The sequence below is a fragment of the Pseudomonas sp. P110(2024) genome (assembly GCF_057480795.1).
The window spans coordinates 149,024-173,574 of the sequence record NZ_JBLIYT010000007.1 but is presented as its reverse complement, the minus strand read 5'-3'; the positions used below and the strand labels follow the sequence as shown (position 1 = coordinate 173,574).

The window sequence follows — 24,551 nt, the reverse complement described above, 5'->3', positions numbered from 1 at the left end:
CTCCTACAGGTCAAGGCGTGACTCGATCAATGCGCCTCACCCGCCTTCAACCCCTGCGGCAATGTGCGCGTCAGCAGCACCGCCAACATGCTCACCGCCAGCCCGATCCCGACAAAATGAAAGGCATCGTTGTAGGCCATGATCAAGGCCTGCTGGTGGGTAATCTCCGACAGCTTGCCCAGCGCCGCGTTTTCGCTGCCCAGCCGCTCCGCCAACTGCGCCAGACGCTCCGCCACCTGCGGATTGTTCGGCACCACCGCCTCGCGCAGGTAGTCGAAGTATTCCTTGGTCCGCGCATCCAGCAGCGTCGCCAGCAAGGCGATGCCGATGGCGCCGCCCAGGTTGCGCAGGATGTTGAACAGGCTCGACGCCGAGCCCGCGTCCTGGGGCTGGATATAGGCCGTGGCAATCAGTGAGATGGTCACCATGATCATCGGTTGGCCAAGGGCGCGAATCACCTGGATCTGGTTGAACTGCGGCCCGGCGAAGTCCGGGTTGAGCACCCCGGAGCCAAAACTGGCCGCGCCGAACAGGCAAAAACCCAGGGCGCACAGCACCTTGGGCGGGATCACCTTCATCAGCTGCGGCACCAGCGGGATCAGGAACAGCTGTGGCACGCCCATCCACATGATCACCTCGCCGATCTGCAGGGCGTTGTAGCCCTGGATCTGCGTCAGGTACAGCGGCAGCAAGTAGATCGACCCGTACAGGCCGACGCCCATGCCCAGGCTGGCGATGCTTGACAGGCCGAAGTTGCGGTTGCCGAGGATTCGCAGGTTGATCAGCGGGTGCGGGCGGGAGAACTGCAGGATCACGAACAGGATCAGGCTGAGCAGGGCGACGCTGCCCAGGCTGACAATCAGGTTCGACTCCAGCCAGTCCTTGCGATGCCCCTCCTCGAGAAACACCTGCAGGCAGCCCAGGCCCAGGCCAAGAGTGACGATGCCGGCGTAGTCGGTGCTCTTGAGCAGTTCCCAGTGCGCTTCCTTCTTCTCCAGCCCGTAGAGCAGGCCGGCGATCATCACCAGCCCCGGCGGGATGTTGATGTAGAAGATGTACTCCCAGCCCCAGTTCTCGGTCAGCCAGCCGCCCAGGGTCGGGCCGATGGAGGGGGCGAAGGTGGCGGTCATGGCGAACATGGCCATGCCCTTGGCGCGGTGGTGTTCGGGCAGCTTGATCAGGGTCAGGGTGAACGCCAGCGGGATCAGCGCGCCACCGGTGAAACCCTGCAGGGCGCGGAACACGATCATGCTCTCGAGGTTCCAGGCCATCGAGCACAGCAGCGACGACACCAAAAAGCCCAGCGACACCCACACCGCCAGGCGCCGGGCCGAAAGCAGCTGCACCAGCCAGGCGGTCAGCGGGATCATGATGATCTCGGCCACCAGGTAGGAGGTGGAGATCCACGAGCCTTCTTCCAGGGTCGCCGACAGCGCGCCCTGGATGTCCTTGAGCGAAGAGTTGGTGATCTGGATGTCCAGCACCGCCATGAAGGCGCCGAGCATCACGCTCATCACCGCGATCCAGTCGCGCCGGGTCGGCTCCGCGGTGGGGCGCAGCGGCGCGTCACCGGCCATCGGTATCCCCATCGCGCAGGTCGACCGTGGCGGTGACCGACATGCCCGGGCGGATGCGCCCATGCAGCGGGTTGTCGGCGGCGAAGGTCAGCTTGACCGGAATGCGCTGCACCACCTTGGTGAAGTTGCCGGTGGCGTTGTCTGGCGGCAACAGGCTGAACTGCGCGCCGGAAGCGGCAAACAGGCTGTTCACGCGGCCTTCGATCGGGGTATCGGGGTAGCTGTCGAACCGCAGTTCGGCGTGCTGCCCGGGGTGCATCCTTCCGATCTGGGTTTCCTTGAAATTGGCCTGGACCCAGATGTCCTCGTCGGGGACGATCGACAACAGGTAGGCGCCGGCCTGCACCACCTGGCCGTTGCGGGCGTTGCGCTGGCCGATGGTGCCGCTGATCGGCGCGTGAATCGCGCAGCGGGTCAGGTTCAGCTCGGCCTGGGCCAGGTCGGCGCGGGCATTGGCGATTTGCGCATCGAGGCGTTTGAGTTCGGCGTTCAGGGCATCGACCTGCTGGCGCTGGCCCTTGAGGTCAGCCTGGGCCTTGTCTACCTGCGAGCGGGCGACATGGCTTTCCGCCGACAAAGTGGTGACCCGCTCTTCGGAGACGAAGCCGGGCTTGCGCAGGGCCTGGGCACGGTTGAGGTCCAACTGCGAGCGGTCGAGGGTGGCCTGGCTGGCGGCCACCTGGGCCTGACCGGCCGCGATCAGGCTGCCTTGCTGGGTCAGGCGGCTACGCGCCTGGGCCAGTTCCGCCTCGCGGGTGGCCAGGGCCGCGCGGGCGCGCTCGACGGCCAGTTCGAAGTCGGCGGCTTCCAGGCGCACCAAAAGGTCGCCCTTGCGCACGTGCTGGTTGTCCTCGACCCGCACCTCTTCGATGCGCGCGCCCAGCTGGCTGGAGATGCGGGTGATCTCGCCTTGGACATAGGCGTTGTCGGTGCTCTCAAAGAAGCGCCCCTTGAAGTACCAGTGGGCCAGGAAGGCGAGGCCGACCAGCAGCACCAGGGAGATGAAGACCAGCAGGCGGCGTTTGAGTGGAGTGGGCATGGGAGGCTGTCGTTGCGAGAATGTAAGCAAATTTAACAGCGCTCGGCAGTCCCCTCACAAGTGACGATCGCGCCATTGCTGGAGCCCGGTACCTGCTCCCTGCTAACATCCCGCCTTTGTTTCTCTTTGTTCGAGACTCTCCATGACCACCGTTCGCACGCGTATCGCGCCATCGCCCACCGGCGACCCCCATGTCGGCACCGCCTACATCGCCCTGTTCAACTACTGCTTCGCCAAGCAGCACGGCGGTGAGTTCATCCTGCGGATCGAAGACACCGACCAGTTGCGCTCCACCCGCGAGTCCGAGCAGCAGATCTTCGACGCCCTGCGCTGGCTCGGCATTGAGTGGAACGAAGGCCCGGACGTGGGCGGCCCGCACGGTCCATACCGGCAGAGCGAGCGTGGCGAGATCTATGCCAAGTACGCCAAGCAACTGGTCGACGCCGGCCACGCCTTCTACTGCTTCTGCACCGCCGAAGAGCTGGAGCAGATGCGTGCCGAGCAGATGGCCCGCGGCGAAACCCCGCGCTACGATGGCCGTGCCCTGCTGCTGAGCGACGAGGAAGTGCAGCGCCGCCTGGCCGCTGGCGAGCCGCATGTGATCCGCATGAAGGTGCCGAGCGAAGGCGTCTGCGTCGTGCCGGACATGCTCCGTGGCGATGTCGAGATTCCGTGGGACCGCATGGACATGCAGGTGCTGATGAAGAACGACGGCCTGCCGACCTACTTCCTGGCCAACGTGGTCGACGACCACCTGATGGGCATCACCCACGTGCTGCGCGGCGAAGAGTGGCTGCCGTCGGCGCCCAAGCTGATCAAGCTGTACGAGTACTTCGGCTGGGAACAGCCCAAGCTGTGCTACATGCCGCTTTTGCGCAACCCCGACAAGAGCAAGCTGTCCAAGCGCAAGAACCCGACCTCGGTGACCTTCTACGAGCGCATGGGCTTCATGCCTGAAGCCATGCTCAACTACCTGGGCCGCATGGGCTGGTCGATGCCGGACGAGCGCGAGAAGTTCTCGCTGGCCGAGATGGTCGAGCACTTCGACCTGTCGCGGATCTCCCTGGGCGGTCCGATCTTCGACATCGAGAAGCTGTCGTGGCTGAACGGCCAGTGGCTGCGTGAGCTGCCGGTGGAAGAGTTCGCCGCGCGCGTGCAGAAGTGGGCGTTCAACAGCGACTACATGATGAAGATCGCCCCGCACGTGCAAGGCCGGGTCGAGACCTTCAGCCAGGTTGCCCCGTTGGGAGGCTTTTTCTTCGAAGGCGCGCTCAAGCTCGACGCCAAGCTGTTCGAGAGCAAGAAGCTGTCGGCCGACCAGGTACGCCAGGTGATGCAGCTGATCCTGTGGAAGCTGGAAAGCCTGCGCCAGTGGGAAAAGGACCGCATCACCGGCTGTATCCAGGCCGTGGTCGAGTCGCTGGAGTTCAAGTTGCGCGATGCCATGCCGCTGATGTTCGCCGCCATCACCGGCCAGGCCAGCTCGGTGTCGGTGCTCGACGCCATGGAAATCCTCGGTCCCGACCTGACCCGCTACCGCCTGCGCCAGGCCATCGACCTGCTCGGTGGCGTGTCGAAGAAGGAAAACAAGGAGTGGGAGAAGCTGCTGGCGAATATCGCCTGATGGCGTACTGAAGGCGGTCGCTGAACCTTGTGGGAGCGGCCTTGCGTCGCGAAAGGACCGCAACGCGGTCCCGCGAATTTAGCTTCCACGCAATAATCGCCGGGGCCGCTGTGCGGCCCTTTCGCGACGCAAGGCCGCTCCCACAGGCATTTCCCTCGCGGCCAAGTAATCGGTAGCAGCAGGGCAGGGCGGTAAGTGATTGTTATCTGTGAAAAAAATTTTGAATATTTTCAAAAATTCGTTTGACAGCCCTGCAATCCGATCTTAATATGCGCCCCGTCCACAGCGATGAACGAAAACGAAACGCCAGGCACCCAGCCAGCGCTTCGGTTCAAAGCGACATTGTGGGGCTATAGCTCAGCTGGGAGAGCGCCTGCATGGCATGCAGGAGGTCAGCGGTTCGATCCCGCTTAGCTCCACCAAATTCCGACTGATGGCCAAGGCCGTCAGGCAAGACCGGTTCCAGCAAACGGGTCTTGAAGGTAAGAAGGTTCGTCCCCTTCGTCTAGTGGCCTAGGACACCGCCCTTTCACGGCGGTAACAGGGGTTCGAGTCCCCTAGGGGACGCCAGTTTCACACAAGCGATGTTTAAAATGTCGCTGGGCCGCGAGGCTAGAAATCCGGGGCTATAGCTCAGCTGGGAGAGCGCCTGCATGGCATGCAGGAGGTCAGCGGTTCGATCCCGCTTAGCTCCACCAATTTTGCCGCGATTCGCGAAAGCGGGTCGGCACGAAGGTTACGTCCCCTTCGTCTAGTGGCCTAGGACACCGCCCTTTCACGGCGGTAACAGGGGTTCGAGTCCCCTAGGGGACGCCACTTTTACCCGCGTTTGCGGGCGTTGAATAGCTCATCATCCAGATCGGTGAGTTATTTGTTTTACTCGGGGCTATAGCTCAGCTGGGAGAGCGCCTGCATGGCATGCAGGAGGTCAGCGGTTCGATCCCGCTTAGCTCCACCAATTTGCCACGATTCGCAGCAGCGAGTCGGCACGAAGGTTAAAGTCCCCTTCGTCTAGTGGCCTAGGACACCGCCCTTTCACGGCGGTAACAGGGGTTCGAGTCCCCTAGGGGACGCCAATTTTTTACCTGCGTTTTGCAGGACTTATAAGGCTCATTCGATTATTGAATGGGCCTTTTGTTTTTTCTGCCTCCCGAAAAATGTCGCTGCGCCGATCAATGGCCGTAGATTCCGCTTGCCAGAAAATATTATGAATATAATATTATGACCATAATGTTTTGAGGTGAGCCATGAGCGACAAGAAGAGCAAGACCCGCGAACGCATCCTCGATGCCGCCCGCAGCGCGTTGGTGCAACAGGGGCCGGCCGAGCCGAGCGTCAGCCAGGTCATGGGCGCCGCGGGGCTGACGGTCGGCGGCTTCTATGCCCACTTCGACAGCAAGGACGAGCTCATGCTCGAGGCGTTCAGCCAGTTGCTCGGCGAGCGCCGCGCCTTGCTCGCCCAGCTCGATCCCGCCCTTGACGGCGCCGAGCGCCGGGCCCTTGTGGCGGCTTTCTACCTGTCGCGCAAGCACCGTGATTCCGAGGTGCAGGCGTGCCCGATTCCCAATGCACTGAGCGAGATGCAACGCCTGCCGGAGGCGTTTCGCAACGTGTTGGCCGAACACATCGAGTTGATGACCGCACAGATGGTCGATCGACCCGAAGACATCGACAAGGCGCTCGCCGATTTCGCCCTGATGGTGGGTGGCCTGGCCGTGGCCCGTGCCCTGGGCGATGGCGAACTGTCCGACCGTATCCTGCGCGCCGCCAAGTCGGCGGTGATCTGAGCAACCTGACCCTGGAGCAAGGCGATGACTACCCTGAGCTGGATTCGTGGCGTCAATGGCACTCTCGGCCACCTGGTCCCCGAGCATGTCGCCGGCAAGATGCGCCGTGCCTTCATGACGCCGCGCGCCTTGCCGCCCAAACCCTGGGAGCTGCCGCTGCTGGCCCGCGCCGAGCGCATCACCCTGCGTTTCGGGCTGTCGGCGCTGCGCTGGGGGCAGGGGCCGACGGTGTTGCTGATGCATGGCTGGGAAGGGCGCCCGACCCAGTTCGCGGCGTTGATCGAGCGGCTGGTCGACAGCGGCCACACCGTGGTGTCGCTGGAAGGGCCGGCCCATGGGCGCTCGCCCGGCGAGCAGGCGCATGTGGTGGCGTTCGCTCGCGCTTTGCTGGAGGCCGCCGCCGAGCTGCCGCCGTTGCGGGCGGTGATTGGCCACTCCATGGGCGGCGCCAGCCTGTTGCTGGCCCTGCAATGGGGGCTGCGCACCGATGCGGCAGTCAGCATCGCCGCGCCGGCACGCCTGCTTGGCGTGCTGCGTGGCTTCGCCCGGCGTCTTGGCCTGCCGGCCCGGGCCAGGGCCGCATTCATCCGTCAGGTGGAGCGGGATGTCGGCGTGCAGGTGGCGCGCCTGGATGTCAGTGGCTATCAGCTGGATGTGCCGGGCCTGGTGGTGCATGCCGAGGACGATCCGGTGGTGCCGGCCGGCGAGGCGCCGGTAATTCACCAAGCCTGGTTCGACAGCCGCTTGCTGCTGCTGGAAGAGGGCGGCCATCAGCGGGTGTTGGCCGACCCGCGCCTGGGCGAGGCGGTGATGGAGCTGCTGGCGCGCTCCAGCCAACGCGCGCGGCAAAGCGCCTGAGCATCCGTTACACTCTGCCCGGTCACTGAACACCGGGAGCGGGCATGAGCTGGGATCTGGCAGCACCATTCATCATCGACCTACGCGTCGGCAGCGAGGACATCGACGGCCTCGGTCACGCCAACAACGCCGTCTATGTCACCTGGCTTGAGCGCTGTGCCTGGCGCCATTCCCAGCGCCTGGGGCTGGACCTGGCCGAGTATCGCCGGCTGGACCGGGCGATGGCGGTGGTCCGCCATGAAATCGACTACCTCGCCGCCGCCTATGAGGACGACGAGCTGCAGCTGGCCACCTGGATCGTCGACTGGGACCAGCGCCTGCGCATGACCCGGCGCTTCCAGCTCAAGCGCCCGAGTGACGGCGTCACCTTGCTGCGGGCGCAGACCACCTTCGCCTGCATCGAGCTGTCCAGCGGCAAGCCCAAGCGCATGCCGGCGCAATTCCTCGATGGTTACGGTCCGGCGCTGACCGGCCGCTGAAGCGCGGCGTTTTTTTGCTAGACTGCCGCCTTTTGCGTGGCGAGACCCTGAAATGCAAATTGCCCTGGCCCCGATGGAGGGGCTGGTCGACAACATCCTGCGCGACGTCCTGACCCGGGTGGGCGGCATCGATTGGTGCGTCACCGAGTTCATCCGCGTCTGCGACCGCCTGCTGCCGGCGTCGTCGTTCGACAAGCTGGCGCCGGAGCTGCGCCAGGGCGCGCGCACCGCCGCCGGCGTGCCGATGCGCGTGCAATTGCTCGGCTCGGATCCGGTGTGCCTGGCTGAAAATGCGGCCCTGGCCTGCGAGCTGGGCGCGCCGGTCATCGACCTGAACTTCGGCTGCCCGGCCAAGACCGTCAACAAGTCTCGGGGCGGGGCGGTGCTGCTCAAGGAGCCCGAGCTGCTGCATGCCATTGTCCGCGAGGTGCGGCGCGCGGTGCCGGCGCATATCCCGGTGACCTCGAAGATGCGCCTGGGCTACGACAGCCCCGACGGCGCGCTGGACTGCGCCAGGGCGCTGGCCGAAGGCGGCTCGGCGCACCTGGTGGTGCATGCGCGGACCAAGGTCGAGGGCTACAAGCCGCCGGCCCATTGGGAGTGGGTGGCGCGGGTGCAGGATGTGGTCGCGGTGCCGGTGTTCGCCAATGGCGAGATCTGGACGGTCGACGACTGGCGGCGCTGCCGCGAAGTCAGCGGTGCCAAGGACATCATGCTGGGGCGCGGGCTGGTGTCGCGCCCGGACCTGGCGCTGCAGATCGCCGCGGCCCGCGATGGCGTCGAGTACCAGCCGATGAGCTGGGATGAGTTGCTGCCACTGCTGCGCGAGTTCTGGCGCCAGGCCCAGGACAAGCTGTCGCCGCGCTACGCGCCGGGGCGAATGAAGCAGTGGCTGGCGATGTTGACCCGAGGCTATCCCGAGGCGGTGGCGCTGTTCGCTGAGTTGCGTCGAGAGGATGACTGCCAGCGGATCAGTGAGTTGCTGGGCGTGAAGATGCGCGCCGTTGAGGCTTGTGTCGCCTGAGTCGGCGCTTTCGCGGGGCAAGCCCGCTCCCACGAAACCATACCCAGTCGAAAATTTTTTCATGCCAGCCCTTGAAAGCCTTTTGCCAGGACCTATCTCTTGAGTACGCGATGCCGAAGTCGGGTCGCGTAGTGACTTTACTTGCTGAATCTCAGGAGTTAATGACCATGACTACCGCTTTCTCTCTTGCACCGCTTTTCCGCAACTCCGTCGGTTTCGACCGTTTCAACGACCTGTTCGAAGCCGCCGCCCGTAACGAGGCCGGTAGCAGCTACCCGCCCTACAACGTGGAAAAGCATGGCGATGACCACTATCGCATCGTGGTCGCCGCGGCCGGCTTCCAGGAACAGGACCTCGACCTGCAAGTCGAAAAAGGCGTCCTGACCGTGACCGGCGGCAAGCGCGACAACGCCAGCGAAGGCGTCACCTTCCTGCACCAGGGCATTGCCCAGCGCGCCTTCAAGCTGTCGTTCCGCCTGGCCGACCATATCGAGGTCAAGGGCGCGGGCCTGGCCAACGGCCTGCTCAGCATCGAACTGCTGCGCATTGTGCCGGAAGAAGCCAAGGCCAAGCGCATCCCGATCAACGGCGAAAAGCCGGCGCTGAACTGAGTTCGGCGGGATGAAAGAAAGGGCACCTTCGGGTGCCCTTTCTGCTTTGTGCCGGGGATGAATGCCCTTTGACTGGCGTGGGAGCGGGCTTGTCCCGCGATTGCAATGCTGGGTCTCATACCGCAATCGCGGGGCAAGCCCGCTCCCACGCCATGCGTGAACTGTTACCAGGCCAGTTCAGTAATCCGCCGGCGCCTCCAGCAGCATCTGACGGAACTCCGGCAACGGCAGCGGTCTGCTGTGCAGATAGCCCTGGTAAAGGTGGCAACCCAGCCGCTCAAGGAACTCCAGCTGCTCGGTCAGCTCCACGCCTTCGGCAATCACCGCCAGTTCCAGGCTGCGTGCCATGGCGACGATGGCGCGGACGATCTCGGCGTCGTTGGGGTCGACCGGCGCGTCGCGCACGAAGGTCTGGTCGATCTTCAGCGCGTCCACCGGCAGGCGCTTGAGGTAGGTGAGCGAGGAATACCCCGTGCCGAAGTCGTCCATGGCGAAGCTCACGCCGTAGCCCTTGAGTTCGCGCATCTTGCTGATGGTGTCCTCCAGGTTCTGGATGACGATGCCTTCGGTGATCTCCAGCGTCAGCATGCGCCGCGGCAGGCGGTAGTCGTCGAGGCTGCGCAGGACCCGCTCGACGAAGTCGTTCTGGCGGAACTGCCGCGGGCTGATGTTGACACACAGGCTGAAGTCGTCGGCGTCGATCAGGCCGTCCGCGAGCATGTGCGAGCAGGCATCGCAAGCCTCGTCGAGGATCCAGCTGCCGACTTCGAGGATCAGGCCGCTTTCCTCCAGCACCTGGATGAACTGCGCCGGCGGTTGCTGGCCCAACTGCGGATGGTGCCAGCGCAGCAGCACCTCGGCGCCGACGATGCGGTTGTCGCGGGCATCGACCTGGGGCTGGAAGTGCAGGGCCAGTTCACCCCGGGCCAGCGCCAGGCGTAGGTCGCTTTCCATGCGCAGGCGCTCGCTGGCGGCCTTCTGCATGGTGGTGTGGAACAGCTGGGTGGCGTTGCGTCCTGAGTCCTTGGCCCGATACAGGGCAATGTCGGCGCGTTTGAGCAGATCGGCGGGGGTGGTGCCATGGTCGGGGATCAGGGCCACGCCGATGCTCGGTGTCACCTGCAGGCGCTGCCCGTCCAGCGACATTGGCTCGGCCAGCAGCTCACGCAAGGTGTCGGCCAGTTCGCGAACCCGGCTTTCCACCACCTCGCGGCTGCCCTCCAGGCCGCTGAGCAGTACCACGAACTCGTCGCCGCCCAGGCGCGCCACGGTGTCCTCCAGGCGCACGCTGGCCTCGAGGCGGGCGGTGATGATCTTCAGCACCGTGTCGCCTACCGGATGGCCGAGGGAGTCGTTGATGTGCTTGAAGTGATCGAGGTCGAGGAACAGCAGCGCGCCGCGCAGGTTGTGGCGCTTGAGCAGCGCGATCTGCTGGCTCAGGCGGTCCATCAGCAGGGCGCGGTTGGGCAGGTTGGTCAGCGGGTCGTGGTAGGCCAGGTGGCGGATTTGCGCCTGGGCATTCTTCAGCAGGCTGACATCGCGGGCGGTGAGCAGCAGGCAGTCGGTTTCGTTGAGGCTGATCGGCTCCACCGAGACCTCCACCGTGAGGATGTCGCCACGTTTGTTGCGCCCGAGCATCTCGCGGTGATGCACCCGGCCGCGCTCGCGCAGCTCGTTGAGCAGGGCGGCACGCTGTTTTTCATCGGCCCAGATGCCGATTTCGTAGACCGTGCGACCCACCACTTCCTCGGGGCTGTAGCCGGTCAGCCGGCTGAAGCCGTCGTTGACCTCCACGTAGCGCCCACTCTGGCGTTCGGTGATGGTGATGGCGTCGGGGCTGGAGTGGAATGCCTTGGCGAATTTTTCTTCGCTGGACTTGAGCGCCGCCTCGGCGCGTTGCTGCTGGGTGATGTCGCGCAGGGTGGTGACGCTGCAAGGCTGGCTGTCGACACTGATCAGGCGGCTCGAGATCACGCAGGTCAGCGGCGTGCCGTTGCGGTGGTTGACCACCACCGCCACATTGCTCAGGGCCTGGTCGCGGATCACCCGCTCGATGCGCTGGGCGCGTTCGGCCGATTCGGCCCACAGGCCGATCTCCTCGGCGGTCTGGCCGAGGATCTGCTCCGGGTTCCAGCCGAAGGTCTGGCTGAAGGCCGGGTTGATCTCGATGAACTGGCCGGTGTCCTGGCGGGTCACGCAGATCGGGTCGGGGCTGACCTGGAACAGGCTGGCGAATTTTTCTTCCGAGGCGCTCAGGCGCTGTTCGCGTTCGACCTGGTCGGTGATGTCGAGCAGGGTACCGGCCATGCGCAGGGGATTGCCGTGGTCGTCGCGGTACAGTCGGGCGCGGCTTTCGATATAGCGCGAGGCGCCGTTGTCCAGCTGCACGCGGTAGGTGATCTGGTAGTTGCCTGCCGGCCCCTCACGCAGGCTGCGATAGGCCTGGCGCATGGCGCTGCGCTCGTGCTCGGGCACGCCTTCGAAGAAGGCCTCGAACGATTCGTGGAAAGGTACCGGGTCCAGCCCGTGCAGCTGGGCGGCGCGGGCCGAACCATAGAGCATGCCGCTGGGGATGTGCCAATCCCAGGTGCCGAGCTGGGCCGAGTCCAGGGCCAGGTCGAGGCGCTCCTGGCTGTCCTTGAGCGCCTGCTCGGCGCGTTTGCGCTCGGTGGTATCGACGAAGGTGCTGATCAGGTAGGTGACGCCTTCGAGTTCGATGCCCTGGGTGCAGAGGATGCCGTCGTGGATCTTGCCGCTGGTGGCGCGGAACTGCACCTCCAAGGTCAATGGGCCGCTGCCGGCGCGGGTGGCGTCCATCACCAGGTGGCGCTGCTCGGGATTGACCCACAAACCCAGCTCCAGGCTGGTCTTGCCGACCACCTGGGCGCCCGGCCAGCCGAACATGTGCTCGAAATGCTGGTTGACCTCGATGATCATGCCGTCGTGGCGGCGGGTCAGGAGGATGGCGTTGGGGCTGAGGTGGAACAGGGTGGCGAAGCGCTTTTCCGAGTTGATCAGCGCGGATTCCCGCTCGCGCTGGCGGGTGATCTCGCGAATGACCCCGATCATCTGTGGCCGGCCGTGGGGATCGTGGGTCAGGCTGCCGTTGATCTCCAGCCAGTGCACGCTGCCATCGGGCCAGCGGATACGGTGGCGCATGGCCTGTTCCACTGGCTCGCCGTTGACCACGGCCTGGAATGCCTGGCGGGTGCGGGCGCGGTCTTCCTCGGGAAGCAAGTCCAGGTAGTCGACGTCGTTGGGTAGCGGGCGCTGCGGATCGAAGCCGAACAGTGCCTGGGTGCCCCGTGACCAGCTCACCCGGCCACTTTCGATGTCCCACAGCCAGGCGCCCAGGCGCGCGCCGTTGAGCGCGGCCAGCAGCTGGGGAGCGTTCTGCCAGGCCAGCTCCGATTCCTGGGGATCGGCCGCAGGGATGCGTGGCAGGCGCGGAAAGCGGTTTGCTGATTTGGGCATCGGTACCAGACCTTTGGCGGAAAACGCGTCCTTGTGGATGTCATGCCGTACTGACGAGCGGTCAGGCGGACCCTGCATGGCTGTCGAGCAGGGCCATGAAAGCCCTGGCCGCGTTCGACAGCGTGCGTTCGGTATGCAGTATGTAGCCTAGCTGGCGTGACAGCTGTATGCCGGGCAGGGCGATGGGCGCCACCTGTTCATCGAGCATAGTACGTGGCAGCACGCTCCACGCCAGGCCGATCGACACCATCATCTTGATGGTTTCCAGGTAGTTGGTACTCATGGCGATGTTCGGGACCAGGCCCTGGCTTTCGAACAGGCGCTGGACGATATGGTGGGTGAAGGTGTTGCCGCCGGGGAACACCGCCGGGTGGCGTGCCACGTCGGCCAGGCTGACCGCGCCGTTGCTGGCCAGTGGGTGCTCGGGCGAGGCGACGAAGTCCAGGGCGTCGTCCCACACCGGCACAGCCCGCACTAAATGGTGTGGCTCGGGCGCCAGGGTGATCACCGCAATCTCGGCGCGACCGTGCAGCACCTCGTCGTAGGCCGCCTCCGAGTCGAGGAACTGGATATCCAGGGCCACCGCCGGGTACTGGCGGGTAAAGGCGCGCAGCAGTGGCGGCAGGCGGTGCAGGCCGATGTGATGGCTGGTGGCCAGCGTCAGGCGACCGCTCACCGCCCCAGTGAGGTTGGTCAGGGCGCGGCGGGTATCATCGAGTACGTTGAGGATCTGGTAGGCGCGGGGCAGCAGGGCGCGACCGGCCTCGGTGAGGGTGACCTCGCGGCCCAGGCGGTCGAACAGGCGCACGTCCAGTTGCTGCTCGAGGCCGGCTATGCGCTTGCTGATGGCCGGCTGGGTCAGGTGCAGGCGTTCGCCCGCCCCGGAAAAACTACCGGTTTCGGCGATGGCGATGAAAGCGCTGAGGTTGGCCAGGTCCATCTATTTGAATTCCCAATAGTTATGCAAAGTATAAAAATTATGAATTTGAGTTATTCAATCTATCGCCATAGCATCGTCCGTACAAGCCAAGGGGTCTTTGGCATAGAAAGACGCTGATGAGGAACAGTCTGATGGCTGGCAAAACGCTCTACGACAAACTCTGGGAAGCTCATGAGGTCAAGCGCCGCGATGACGGCTCCTCCTTGATCTACATCGACCGCCACATCATCCATGAAGTGACTTCGCCCCAGGCTTTCGAAGGCCTGCGCCTGGCCAGCCGCAAACCCTGGCGCATCGACGCCAATATCGCCACACCCGACCACAACGTGCCGACCACGCCGGAGCGCAAGGGCGGTATCGAGGCCATCGTCGACCAGGTGTCGCGCCTTCAGGTGCAGACCCTCGATGAGAACTGTGACGAATATGGCATCGTCGAATTCAAGATGAATGACGAGCGTCAGGGTATCGTCCATGTCATCAGCCCGGAGCAGGGCGCGACCTTGCCGGGCATGACCGTGGTCTGCGGCGACTCGCACACCTCCACCCACGGCGCGTTCGGCGCCCTGGCCCATGGCATCGGCACCTCCGAGGTCGAGCACGTGCTCGCCACCCAGTGCCTGGTGGCCAAGAAAATGAAGAACATGCTGGTGCGCGTCGAGGGTGAATTGCCCGCCGGCGTCACCGCCAAGGACATCGTCCTCGCCGTGATCGGCAAGATCGGCACCGCCGGCGGCAACGGCCACGCCATGGAGTTCGCCGGCAGCGCCATCCGCGAGCTGTCGATGGAAGGCCGCATGACCATCTGCAACATGTCCATCGAAGCCGGTGCCCGGGTAGGCCTGGTGGCTGTCGACGGCACCACGATCGCCTATGTCGAAGGCCGTCCGTACGCGCCGAAGGGCGAGCAGTGGACGCAGGCCGTCGAGGCCTGGAAAGGCCTGGTGTCCGACGCCGACGCCGTGTTCGACACGGTGGTCGAGCTCGACGCCGCGCAGATCAAGCCGCAGGTCAGCTGGGGTACATCGCCGGAGATGGTTCTGGCCGTCGACCAGCGCGTGCCGGACCCGGCCGCCGAGCCCGACCTGATCAAGCGCGGCTCGATCGAGCGCGCCCTCAAGTACATGGGCCTGGCCGCCAATCAGGCGATCACCGAGATCAAGCTCGACCGCGTGTTCATCGGCTCGTGCACCAACTCGCGCATCGAAGACCTGCGCGCCGCCGCCGAGATCGCCAAGGGCCGCAAGGTTGCCGCCAACGTCAAGCAGGCACTGGTAGTGCCGGGCTCGGGCCTGGTCAAGGCCCAGGCCGAGCGCGAAGGGCTGGACAAGATCTTCCTCGAGGCCGGTTTCGAGTGGCGTGAACCGGGCTGCTCGATGTGCCTGGCGATGAACCCGGACCGCCTGGAGAGCGGCGAGCACTGCGCGTCCACCTCCAACCGCAACTTCGAAGGCCGCCAGGGCGCCGGTGGCCGTACCCACCTGGTCAGCCCGGCCATGGCCGCCGCCGCCGCGGTGACCGGCCACTTCATCGATGTCCGCGAGTTGATCCAAGGGAGCGCAGCATGAAAGCCTTTACCCAGCACACCGGTCTTGTCGCGCCATTGGATCGTGCCAACGTCGACACCGACCAGATCATTCCCAAGCAGTTCCTCAAGTCGATCAAGCGCACCGGCTTCGGCCCCAACTTGTTCGACGAGTGGCGCTACCTGGATGTCGGCCAGCCTTACCAGGACAACAGCAAGCGGCCGTTGAACCAGGATTTCGTGCTCAACCATGCGCGTTACCAGGGTGCCAGCGTGTTGCTGGCGCGGGAGAACTTCGGCTGCGGCTCGAGCCGTGAGCACGCCCCGTGGGCGCTCGACGAGTACGGTTTTCGCAGTGTGATCGCGCCGAGCTTCGCCGACATCTTCTTCAACAACAGCTTCAAGAACGGCCTGTTGCCGATCATTCTCGACGCTGCCGAGGTCGACGAGCTGTTCCAGCAGGTCGAGGCCAACCCGGGTTACCAGCTGACCATCGACCTCGAGGCCCAGGCCGTGACCCGCCCGGACGGCAAGGTACTGAAGTTCGAGATCGACGCGTTCCGCAAGCACTGCCTGCTCAACGGCCTGGACGATATCGGCCTGACCCTGCAGGACAGCGACGCGATCAAGGCGTTCGAGGGCAAGCACCGCGCCAGCCAGCCGTGGTTGTTCCGCGACGCGTGATTGACTGCTTGCCCCGCGAAAAGGGGCATTGGACACTGAAGTACTTCGGCGCGCCTGCGAGGCGCGCCGCTTGATTGGATAGAGGAACGCATGAGCAAGCAGATTCTGATTCTCCCAGGTGATGGCATCGGCCCGGAAATCATGGCCGAGGCGGTCAAGGTGCTGGAACTGGCCAACGACAAGTTCCAGCTCGGCTTGAGCCTCACCCACGACGTGATCGGTGGCGCGGCCATCGACAAGCACGGCGTGCCGCTGGCCGACGAGACCCTGGCGCGCGCGCGCCAGGCCGACGCCGTGCTGCTGGGCGCCGTGGGCGGTCCGAAGTGGGACAAGATCGAGCGTGACATCCGTCCGGAGCGCGGCCTGCTGAAGATCCGTTCGCAACTGGGCCTGTTCGCCAACCTGCGCCCGGCCATCCTCTATCCGCAGTTGGCCGATGCCTCGTCGCTCAAGCCCGAGATCGTTTCCGGGCTGGACATCCTCATCGTCCGCGAGCTGACCGGCGGCATCTATTTTGGCGCGCCACGTGGCCAGCGCGAGCTGGAAGGCGGCGAGCGCCAGGCCTACGACACCCTGCCCTACAGCGAGAGCGAAGTGCGCCGTATTGCCCGTGTCGGCTTCGACATGGCCCGCGTGCGCGGCAAGAAGCTGTGCTCGGTGGACAAGGCCAACGTCCTGGCGTCCAGCCAGTTGTGGCGCGAAGTGGTCGAAGAGGTGGCCAAGGACTACCCGGACGTCGAGTTGAGCCACATGTACGTGGACAACGCCGCCATGCAACTGGTGCGCGCGCCCAAGCAGTTCGACGTGGTGGTGACCGACAACATGTTCGGCGACATCCTTTCGGATGAGGCTTCCATGCTCACCGGCTCCATCGGCATGCTGCCGTCGGCGTCGCTGGATGCCGACAACAAGGGCATGTACGAGCCGTGCCACGGTTCGGCGCCGGACATCGCCGGGCAGGGCATCGCCAACCCGTTGGCGACCATTCTCTCGGTGTCGATGATGCTGCGCTACAGCTTCAACCAGACGGCCGCCGCCGAGGCGATCGAGCAGGCGGTGAGCCGGGTGCTGGACCAGGGCCTGCGCACCGGCGACATCTTCTCCGAGGGCTGCCGCAAGGTGGGTACGCAGGAAATGGGCGACGCAGTAGTCGCAGCGCTGCGGAATCTGTAATCTCTCTGGCCCGCCACCAAAAACTCCCGGTGGCGGCCCACTTTTAGCAAAGGTGTAGTTGCGATGAAACGTGTAGGTCTGATCGGTTGGCGTGGAATGGTCGGTTCCGTGCTCATGCAGCGGATGCTCGAAGAGCAGGACTTCGACCTGATCGAGCCTGTGTTCTTCACCACCTCCAACGTCGGTGGCCAGGGCCCGAACGTGGGCAAGGACACTGGCCCGCTCAAGGACGCCTACAGCATCGACGAGCTCAAGACCCTCGACGTGATCCTGACCTGCCAGGGCGGCGACTACACCAACGAAGTCTTCCCCAAGCTGCGCGAAGCCGGCTGGCAGGGCTACTGGATTGACGCGGCCTCGTCCCTGCGCATGCAGGACGACGCGGTGATCATCCTCGACCCGGTCAACCGCAAGGTCATCGACCAGCAGTTGGACGCGGGCACCAAGAACTACATCGGCGGCAACTGCACCGTCAGCCTGATGCTGATGGGCCTGGGCGGCCTGTTCGAGGCTGGCCTGGTCGAGTGGATGAGCGCCATGACCTACCAGGCGGCCTCGGGCGCCGGCGCGCAGAATATGCGTGAGCTGATCAAGCAGATGGGCGGTATCCATGCGGCGGTCGCCGACGACTTGGCCAACCCGGCCAGCGCGATCCTTGACATCGATCGCAAGGTGGCCGAAGCCATGCGTGGCGAGGGCTTCCCGACCGACAACTTCGGCGTGCCGCTGGCTGGCAGCCTGATCCCCTGGATCGACAAGGAGCTGCCGAACGGGCAGAGCCGTGAAGAGTGGAAGGCCCAGGCCGAGACCAACAAGATCCTGGGGCGCTTCAAGAGCCCAATTCCGGTCGACGGTATCTGCGTGCGGATCGGCGCGATGCGTTGCCACAGCCAGGCGCTGACCATCAAGCTGAACAAGGATGTGCCTCTGGCGGACATCGAAGGCATGATCAGCCAGCACAATCCCTGGGTGAAATTGGTGCCTAACCAGCGGGAGATCAGCATGCAGGAGCTGAGTCCTACCCAGGTGACCGGGACCCTGAACGTGCCGGTCGGGCGTTTGCGCAAGCTGAACATGGGGTCGCAGTACCTTGGGGCCTTCACTGTTGGCGACCAGCTGCTGTGGGGGGCTGCGGAGCCGCTGCGGCGGATGTTGCGGATTCTGCTGGAGCGGTGATCTGGGTGGTTTGAGTTTGGTTTTTGAAGAGCCCGTGTTGCGTGAGTGATGCGGGTTTTTTTATTGGTGTTAGATTGGTTGTTGGTTGTTGGTTGTTGGTTGTTGGTTATTGGTTGTTGGTTGTTGGTTGTTTTGAGGGGTTTGTTCGGATTCTTTTTCAGCGGCGACGCTGATATCGCTGTTTCGCCTTGCGGCGACTTACTTTTGTCTTGGCAAAAGTAAGCAAAACCGCGCGCTCGTTCATCCGGCCCCTGCGCTTCGCTCCGGGGTTCCCTCGCTCCGGCCTTGCTCCCGGGAGGACCGCACTGACGGGCCATCCATGGCCCGCAGTGCTCGACGGCCATCCATGGCCGTCGCCTCCCTCCGCAAGGCCTGCGCTCGGCCTCCTGAAGTCGCGCAAGATACGGGCGGCGCCTGGGCTGGCGCAGCTGTCGCTAGTTGAAATTTTAATTAATCTCTCGATCATATCGCGGGGTGGTCAATACATATCTAAAAGTCAAACAACTAACTTCGAACTTCTCGCTCTCGCTCTCGCTCTCGCTCTCGCTCTTGCTTCTAAGCGCGCGATAGTCCAGGCGCCGCCAATTGCGACTTCAGGAGGCCGAGCGGAGTTCTTGCGTAGGGAGGTGACGGCCATGGATGGCCGTCAAGCGCTGCGCCCCAGGATGGGGCGTTCAGCGCGGTCCTCCCGGGAGCAAGAACGGAGCGAGGGAACCCCGGAGCGAAGCGCAGGGGCCGTATGAACGGAGCGGGACGGTTTTGCCTACTTTTCCCACGAGAAAAGTAGGCCGCCGTAAGGGCGGAAGGGTGATAATGCGTCGACATCGCCAATGAATGCGCATAAATAAATCAAAACCCACACTCTTGAACCCGAACCCGAACCCGAACCCGAACCCGAACCCGAACCCGAACCCGAACCCGAACCCGAACCCGAACCCGAACCCGAACCTACCTCCCACCCCACAATCCAAGTAAAGTGCCGCTCCCCCGCCGTACCCCGCAGAAAGGAACCGATCCCATGACCACCCCCGCCCTAGACATCGCCGTAGTCGGCGCCACCGGCACCGTCGGTGAATCCCTCGTCCAGATCCTCGAGGAAGTGGCCTTCCCGGTCTCCACCCTGCACCTGCTGGCCAGCATGGAATCCGCCGGCAGCAGCGTCATGTTCGCCGGCAAGAAGCTGAAAGTCCGCGAAGTGGACAGCTTCGACTTCACCCAGGCGCAACTGGTGTTCTTCGCCGCCAGCCCCGCCGTGAGCCGCAGCTTCGCGCCCAAGGCCATCGCCGCCGGTTGCGCGGTGATCGACCTGTCCGGCGCCCTGGACGGCGCCACCGTGCTGGTTCCGGAAGCCAATGGCGAGCGCATCGCCGAACTCGCTCGGCCCGCACTGATCACCAGCCCGAGCGCCGGCGCGGTGGCCCTGGCCGTGGCGCTGGCGCCGCTCAAGGGGCTGCTCGATATCGAGCGCGTGCAGGTCAATGCCTGCCTCGCGGTTTCGGAGCAGGGCAGGGAGGCCGTCAGCGAGCTCGCCCGGCAGACCGCCGAGTTGCTCAACGCACGCCCGCTGGAGCCGCGCTTCTTCGACCGCCAGGTCGCCTTCAACCTGCTGCCCCAGGTCGGCACCCCCGATGAACAGGGCCACACGGCCGTGGAGCGCCGCCTGGTCGGCGAGCTGCGCCAGGTGCTCGACCTGCCACAGCTGAAGATTTCCGTGACCTGCATTCAAGTCCCGGTGTTTTTCGGCGATAGCTTCAGTGTCGCCGTGCAAAGCCGTAATCCGGTCGATCTGGCGGCCGTCAACGCCGCGCTGGAAGCCGCCGACGGCATCGAGTTGGTCGAAGCGGGCGATTATCCGACACCAGTGGGGGACGCAGTGGGCCAGGACGTGGTCTATGTTGGTCGTGTACGCCATGGTGTCGATGAAGACCAGCAGCTGAATCTGTGGCTGACCACCGACAATGTGCGCAAGGGCGCGGCGCTGAATGCCGTGCAGGCGGCACAATTGTTGATAAAACACATGGCGTAAAAGATACTGCGAGCAATTTTGTCCTGAACCGCGCAAAGGTTTTCGGGACGCTTCATACAAGGGAAGAGTTCATGCTTCGAATTCGCAAACTGGTTCTGGCCATCGCTGCAGCCTCGGCGCTGTCGTCCGGCGTGGCGAACGCTCTGGGGTTGGGCGAGCTGACCCTCAAGTCGGCGCAGAACCAGCCGCTGGATGCCGAGATCGAACTGCTCGATGTGCGTGACCTCACCGCGGCGCAGATGGCGCCCAGCCTGGCGTCGCCGGAAGAGTTCGCCAAGGCAGGGGTGGCCTTCCCACCGTACCTCGAAGACCTCACGTTCACGCCGGTGATCAACCCCAACGGCAAGAGCGTGCTGCGGGTCACCTCCAGCAAGGCGTTGCCGGAGCCGGTGGTCAAGTTCCTGGTCCAGGTCATGTGGCCCCAGGGCCGTCTGCTGCGCGACTACAGCGTGCTGCTCGACCAGGCCCAGGCCCAGGGTAGCCAGCCGACCCAGGCCAATATCAACCCGGCGGTCAGCGCGGGCAGCTACACCACCAAGCGCCGCGACACCCTCTGGCAGATCGCCGCGCGCAACAGCAACGGCGGCTCGATCCAGCAGACCATGCTGGCGATCCAGGCGCTGAATCCGGATGCCTTCATCGGCAACAACATCAACCAGCTCAAGATCGGCCAGGTCCTGCGCCTGCCCGATCAGCAGCAGGTGCAGAGCATTCCCCAGGCCCAGGCCAACCGTGAAGTGGCCGAGCAGTACGCCGCCTGGCGCGAAGGCCGTCGCCTTGGCCCGCGTGCACGGCAACTGGACGCCACCCGCCGTGGCGAGGCCGGCGCCGCGCCGGCACGCATCGCCCAGGGCGACAACCTGCGCCTGGTGGCACCAGGCGGCAAGGGCGCAGCCGGTGAGGCCAAGGCGCTCGGCGACAAGCTGGCCGTGGCCCAGGAAAGCCTCGACACCAGCCGTCGCGACAACGAAGAACTCAAGAGCCGCATGGTCGACTTGCAGAGCCAGCTGGACAAGCTGCAGCGTCTGATCGAGCTGAAGAACGACCAACTGGCGCGCCTGGAGGCCCAGGGCGCCGCGGCACCGCAGCCGCCGGCCGGCGCGCTGCCGGGCGAGCCGGCGCCGGCGCAACCGGCGGTGAACGCCCAGCTGACCCCGGCCGAGCCGGTGGTCGCTCCGGCGCCCGCCGCCGCCGACACCGCGCCGCAGGATGTGGCCGCCGAAGCACCGGCCAGCGAAGAGCTCGGCATGCTCGACCAGTTGTTGGGCAATCCGCTGCTGCTGGGCCTGATCGCCGGTTCCGCGTTCCTGGTCCTGCTGTTGTTGCTGCTGCTCCTGGCGCGCAAGCGCAAGGCCCAGCAGGAAGCCGAAAAGCACCTGCGCATGGCGCGTGCCCTGGCCGAGGACAGCGAGCGTGGCCCTGACCTGGAGCTGCCGCCCAGCAGCTTCGAAGGTCTCGACGTGTCGGCGCCGACCGTGACCCTGTCGCCAGCGGTGGTGGCGGCCTCGGCTGCTGCGGCCGTGGCTGCGGAAAAACCTGCGGCCTCCGTCGAAGCCGCCGCGCCAGCGGTCGATCCGCGCGCCGCGCTGCTGGCCGAAGTGGACGACAGCCTGGCCCGTGGCCGGCTCAACCATGCCGCCGACCTGCTGGAAGCGGCGGTGGCCTCCGAACCGCAGCGCAGCGACCTGCGCCTGAAGTTGATGGAAGTCTATGCCCGCCAGGGCGACCAGGATGCTTTCGCCGGTCAGGAACGCAAGTTGGCGGTCAATGATGCGAACCAGGCCGAGGTCGCCGCGCTCAAAGAGCGCTTCCCAGCCATGCTGGGTGTCGCGGCGGTGGCGGCAGGCGCTGCCGGTGCAGCCGCCCTGGCCGCCGAGCTGGACGAGCAGTATGTCCAGGACCTGCTGCAGGACAAGGCGCTGGAGCTGGGCGAAAGCGCGCCGGAACTCGTCGTGGAGCCGGTCGTGGCGGCCCAGCCTGAGCCTGTGGTCGACGAGACCGACCTGGACAGTGCCTTCGACCTGAGCCTGGGTGATGACCTGCCGGTAGATGATCACCTGGACCTGGCCGGTCTCGAGGACCTGGCTGTCGAGGCGCCTGAGGTTCAGGCCGAGGCCGAGCCTGTGCCTGCCATCGCCGAAACCGATGCCGACGACGACTTCGAGGCCTTGCTCGCTCAGGCCCAGGCGACGCCGCAGAATGTCGACGACCTGGCCGAGTTCGACCTGGATGTCGCCGAAGAACCGGTGGCCCCGGCCAGCAGCGAGGAAGCCCCCGTGGACGTGGCGGCCGAACTGGCGGCCTTCGAGGCCATTCCGGAGTTCGACCCGATCTCCGAGCTGGAACTGCCCGAGGACTTCGACCTGTCGCTGTCGCTGGACGATGACTCGCCGGCGGCCAAGAACTTCGCCTCGGAACTGGACGACGTCAACGCCGAGCTCGACAAGCTGTCGCAGAACCTCGATGTCCCGGCAGCGGCGCCAGAGCCGCGGTTCACCGCCGAGGACGCGGCGCTGGAGCCCGAGCCGCTGGACGACCTGGACTTCGATTTCTTCTCCGGCGCGGACGAAGTGGCCACCAAGCTCGACCTGGCTCGCGCCTACATCGACATGGGTGACCATCAGGGCGCCCGTGACATCCTCGACGAAGTGGTCAAGGACGGCGACGACAGTCAGCGCCAGGAAGCCAACGAGATGCTCTCGCGCCTGGTCTGAGGCGACGTAGCACAGCGCGGGGCAAGCCCACTCCCACAGCACACGTGGGAGCGGGCTTGCCCCGCGATCATTTCGGCCCCCGCGCGGTTTGCCGGTATACTCCCGTCTTTCGTTTCAGCATCAGGTTTGCCGCTCTTGGACATCATCGACACCGCCGCCGCCGAGTCGGCCGCCGAAGGCTACACCCGCATCGCCCTGGGCGTGGAATACAAAGGCTCGCGCTACCGCGGCTGGCAACGCCAGGCCAGTGGCGTGCCCAGTGTCCAGCAGGCCCTGGAGCAGGCGCTGTCGACGGTGGCCAACGAGCCGATCTCGGTGATCTGCGCCGGGCGTACCGATGCCGGCGTCCATGGCTGCGGGCAGATCGTGCATTTCGACACCCGCGCCGTGCGCGACGAGCGTGCCTGGACCCTGGGCACCAACTTCAACCTGCCCCACGACATCAGCGTGGTCTGGTCGGCGCCCATGCCGGCGCACTTCCATGCCCGCTTCAAGGCCACCGCGCGGCGCTATCGCTACGTCATCTACAACGATCCGATCCGCCCGGCGCACCTGGCCGAGGAAGTGACCTGGAATCACCGCCCGCTGGACGTCGAGCGCATGGCCGAGGCCGCGCGGTATCTGCTGGGGACCCATGATTTCAGCGCCTTCCGCGCCAGCCAGTGCCAGGCCAAGTCGCCGATCAAGCACATCCACCACCTGCGCGTGACCCGCCACGGGCGGATGATCGTGCTGGACGTGCGCGCCACCGCGTTCCTGCACCACATGGTGCGCAACATCGCCGGCGTGCTGATGACCATCGGCGCCGGCGAGCGTCCGGTGGCGTGGGCCCGCGAGGTGCTGGAAGGGCGCAACCGCCGTGACGGTGGGGTGACCGCGCACCCTTACGGCCTCTACCTGGTGCAGGTGGAGTATCCGGAAGAATACGCGCTGCCGCAGCGTTACATCGGCCCACACTTTCTTACCGGCTACGAGGCGCTGGCGGACTGACGGGGCACGGGTCATTTGCTACCATCGACGCTTTCCCGATCACCCAAGGTTCGCCGTCCATGAGCAACGTTCGCAGCAAGATCTGCGGGATTACCCGTATCGAGGACGCCCTGGCCGCGGTCGAGGCCGGCGCCGACGCCCTCGGTTTCGTCTTCTATGCGAAAAGCCCGCGGGCGGTGGACGTGCGCCAGGCGCGGGCGATCATCGACGCGCTACCGCCGTTCGTGACCACCGTGGGGTTGTTCGTCAATGCCTCGCGCTGCGAGCTCAACGAGATCCTCGAAGTGGTTTCCCTGGACCTGCTACAGTTCCACGGCGATGAAGCCCCGGCCGATTGCGAGGGCTACCACCGCCCCTGGATCAAGGCCCTGCGGGTGCGCCCCGGGGATGACCTGGAGGCCGCCTGCCAGCACTACGCCGGCGCCCGCGGCATCCTGCTGGATGCCTATGTGCCGGGCGTGCCGGGAGGAACCGGTGAGGCCTTCGACTGGTCACTGATTCCGCAGCGCCTGAGCAAGCCGATCATCCTTGCTGGTGGCCTGTCGGCCGACAATGTCGCCGAGGCCATTCGCCAGGTGCGCCCGTACGCGGTGGATGTCAGTGGCGGCGTGGAGCAGGCCAAGGGCATAAAGGATGCGGCAAAGATCGACGCCTTCATGCAGGCGGTGAAGCAGGCGTGAACGCGGATGTGACGGCTGGCCGCGCGCCATCGTCCATAGCTTTCGCAGCCCGGTGCTGCCAGGCCGCGCCAGAGCGCGGGGCATGCCGGGGAAGAATTGGAGGTGGGGCGGTTGTAGCCGGTCCATCGTCGCTTTACAGAAGAATTTGAGCTCAAGGGCAGGGCGGGGCCGCG

The 24,551-nt window shown here is 65.2% G+C and carries 18 protein-coding genes and 6 tRNA genes; 20 read left to right on the top strand and 4 right to left on the bottom strand.

The annotated features are described in order from the left end of the window. Positions 1-26: 26 nt before the first annotated feature. Positions 27-1,577 carry an MDR family MFS transporter gene (locus tag AC25ND_RS13130; protein ID WP_486976383.1) on the bottom strand — a complete coding sequence of 517 codons (1,551 nt, stop codon included), beginning with the start codon at positions 1,575-1,577 and terminating at the stop codon, positions 27-29. Beyond that, on the bottom strand, positions 1,567-2,616 hold the full coding sequence (locus AC25ND_RS13125; RefSeq protein WP_028690422.1) for an HlyD family secretion protein: 1,050 nt from the start codon (positions 2,614-2,616) through the stop codon (positions 1,567-1,569). Before AC25ND_RS13125 ends, AC25ND_RS13130 begins: the two co-directional genes overlap by 11 nt. A gap of 142 nt (positions 2,617-2,758) precedes the next feature. Here AC25ND_RS13125 and gltX point away from each other — a divergent pair, with 142 nt between their 5' ends. The 12 genes from gltX to AC25ND_RS13065 all read left to right on the top strand — a co-directional run bounded on the left by gltX (position 2,759) and on the right by AC25ND_RS13065 (position 8,999). Continuing rightward, complete coding sequence (gene gltX, locus AC25ND_RS13120; protein WP_028690423.1) at positions 2,759-4,240, top strand: glutamate--tRNA ligase; 1,482 nt, start codon at positions 2,759-2,761, stop codon at positions 4,238-4,240. Between the two features lie 346 nt (positions 4,241-4,586). Next, positions 4,587-4,662 (top strand) — tRNA-Ala (locus AC25ND_RS13115). 72 nt (positions 4,663-4,734) lie between these two features. Then, positions 4,735-4,810 (top strand) — tRNA-Glu (locus AC25ND_RS13110). Positions 4,811-4,862: 52 nt separating this feature from the next. Next, positions 4,863-4,938, top strand: a tRNA-Ala gene (locus AC25ND_RS13105). 42 nt (positions 4,939-4,980) lie between these two features. Beyond that, positions 4,981-5,056 (top strand) — tRNA-Glu (locus AC25ND_RS13100). 66 nt (positions 5,057-5,122) lie between these two features. Beyond that, positions 5,123-5,198, top strand: a tRNA-Ala gene (locus tag AC25ND_RS13095). Between the two features lie 42 nt (positions 5,199-5,240). After that, positions 5,241-5,316, top strand: a tRNA-Glu gene (locus AC25ND_RS13090). A gap of 171 nt (positions 5,317-5,487) precedes the next feature. Continuing rightward, positions 5,488-6,027, top strand: a complete 540-nt coding sequence (locus tag AC25ND_RS13085; RefSeq protein ID WP_028690424.1) for a TetR/AcrR family transcriptional regulator — start codon at positions 5,488-5,490, stop codon at positions 6,025-6,027. 24 nt (positions 6,028-6,051) lie between these two features. After that, positions 6,052-6,885: an alpha/beta fold hydrolase gene (locus AC25ND_RS13080; protein ID WP_028690425.1), complete on the top strand. Its 834-nt coding sequence runs from the start codon at positions 6,052-6,054 to the stop codon at positions 6,883-6,885. 44 nt (positions 6,886-6,929) lie between these two features. Further along, positions 6,930-7,364, top strand: a complete 435-nt coding sequence (locus AC25ND_RS13075) for an acyl-CoA thioesterase (RefSeq protein WP_028690426.1) — start codon at positions 6,930-6,932, stop codon at positions 7,362-7,364. Positions 7,365-7,416: 52 nt separating this feature from the next. After that, entirely contained in the window at positions 7,417-8,388 is a 972-nt protein-coding gene (locus tag AC25ND_RS13070) for a tRNA dihydrouridine synthase (protein ID WP_028690427.1), read from the top strand. Between the two features lie 167 nt (positions 8,389-8,555). Next, positions 8,556-8,999 (top strand): Hsp20 family protein, encoded by a 444-nt coding sequence (locus tag AC25ND_RS13065; RefSeq protein WP_028690428.1) that lies wholly within the window; start codon positions 8,556-8,558, stop codon positions 8,997-8,999. Between the two features lie 177 nt (positions 9,000-9,176). Here AC25ND_RS13065 and AC25ND_RS13060 read toward each other — a convergent pair whose 3' ends face one another. Together AC25ND_RS13060 and AC25ND_RS13055 are read right to left on the bottom strand one after the other, a co-directional pair. Beyond that, complete coding sequence (locus tag AC25ND_RS13060; RefSeq protein WP_028690429.1) at positions 9,177-12,473, bottom strand: PAS domain S-box protein; 3,297 nt, start codon at positions 12,471-12,473, stop codon at positions 9,177-9,179. A gap of 61 nt (positions 12,474-12,534) precedes the next feature. Then, positions 12,535-13,413 (bottom strand): LysR family transcriptional regulator, encoded by an 879-nt coding sequence (locus AC25ND_RS13055; RefSeq protein WP_028690430.1) that lies wholly within the window; start codon positions 13,411-13,413, stop codon positions 12,535-12,537. A gap of 131 nt (positions 13,414-13,544) precedes the next feature. Here AC25ND_RS13055 and leuC point away from each other — a divergent pair, with 131 nt between their 5' ends. The 8 genes from leuC to AC25ND_RS13015 all read left to right on the top strand — a co-directional run bounded on the left by leuC (position 13,545) and on the right by AC25ND_RS13015 (position 24,378). Next, positions 13,545-14,978 carry a 3-isopropylmalate dehydratase large subunit gene (gene leuC, locus AC25ND_RS13050; protein ID WP_028690431.1) on the top strand — a complete coding sequence of 478 codons (1,434 nt, stop codon included), beginning with the start codon at positions 13,545-13,547 and terminating at the stop codon, positions 14,976-14,978. Continuing rightward, the gene (gene leuD, locus AC25ND_RS13045) at positions 14,975-15,619 is read left to right on the top strand and encodes a 3-isopropylmalate dehydratase small subunit (RefSeq protein ID WP_028690432.1); all 645 of its coding nucleotides are present in this window, start codon (positions 14,975-14,977) and stop codon (positions 15,617-15,619) included. The genes leuC and leuD overlap by 4 nt, the downstream gene beginning before the upstream one ends. Before the next feature lie 90 nt (positions 15,620-15,709). Further along, entirely contained in the window at positions 15,710-16,792 is a 1,083-nt protein-coding gene (gene leuB / locus AC25ND_RS13040) for a 3-isopropylmalate dehydrogenase (RefSeq protein ID WP_028690433.1), read from the top strand. Between the two features lie 63 nt (positions 16,793-16,855). Continuing rightward, entirely contained in the window at positions 16,856-17,968 is a 1,113-nt protein-coding gene (gene asd, locus AC25ND_RS13035; protein ID WP_028690434.1) for an aspartate-semialdehyde dehydrogenase, read from the top strand. Positions 17,969-18,986: 1,018 nt separating this feature from the next. After that, complete coding sequence (locus tag AC25ND_RS13030) at positions 18,987-19,994, top strand: aspartate-semialdehyde dehydrogenase (RefSeq protein WP_325927598.1); 1,008 nt, start codon at positions 18,987-18,989, stop codon at positions 19,992-19,994. 71 nt (positions 19,995-20,065) lie between these two features. Beyond that, positions 20,066-22,708, top strand: a complete 2,643-nt coding sequence (locus tag AC25ND_RS13025; protein WP_486976382.1) for a motility hub landmark protein FimV — start codon at positions 20,066-20,068, stop codon at positions 22,706-22,708. A 135-nt stretch (positions 22,709-22,843) separates the two neighbouring features. Continuing rightward, positions 22,844-23,698: a tRNA pseudouridine(38-40) synthase TruA gene (gene truA / locus AC25ND_RS13020; RefSeq protein ID WP_028690437.1), complete on the top strand. Its 855-nt coding sequence runs from the start codon at positions 22,844-22,846 to the stop codon at positions 23,696-23,698. A 59-nt stretch (positions 23,699-23,757) separates the two neighbouring features. Next, the gene (locus tag AC25ND_RS13015; RefSeq protein ID WP_486976381.1) at positions 23,758-24,378 is read left to right on the top strand and encodes a phosphoribosylanthranilate isomerase; all 621 of its coding nucleotides are present in this window, start codon (positions 23,758-23,760) and stop codon (positions 24,376-24,378) included. The last annotated feature ends 173 nt before the right edge of the window (positions 24,379-24,551 follow it).